Raw genomic sequence first — 220 nt, 5'->3', positions numbered from 1 at the left:
GCTGGCTGGCTGGCTGGCTGGCTGGCTGGCTGGCTGGCTGAGAACGTCCGGGGTCGTTCAGCGTGATCGCCGGGCGAGGCGGCGGGTCATGACCATGGTCATCGACCAACGGATCATTGCTTCCGCCGTGTCGGTTCGGCCCTCGTAGTCGCGGGCGAGGCGGCGTGAGCGCATCAGCCGGGCGAACGTCCGCTCCCCCAGCCACCTCTTGGGCAGCACC

1 pseudogene is annotated in these 220 nt (G+C 70.0%); it reads right to left on the bottom strand.

Annotation, left to right across the window (positions count from 1 at the left end):
- Positions 1–57: 57 nt before the first annotated feature.
- Positions 58–220 (bottom strand): annotated as a pseudogene (locus AA75_RS44855) (IS5/IS1182 family transposase); the annotation flags it as partial.

Source organism: Kitasatospora sp. MBT63, from assembly GCF_000710465.2.
In the GTDB taxonomy this organism is placed as follows: domain Bacteria; phylum Actinomycetota; class Actinomycetes; order Streptomycetales; family Streptomycetaceae; genus Kitasatospora.
This window is presented reverse-complemented; position numbering and strand designations above follow the sequence as displayed.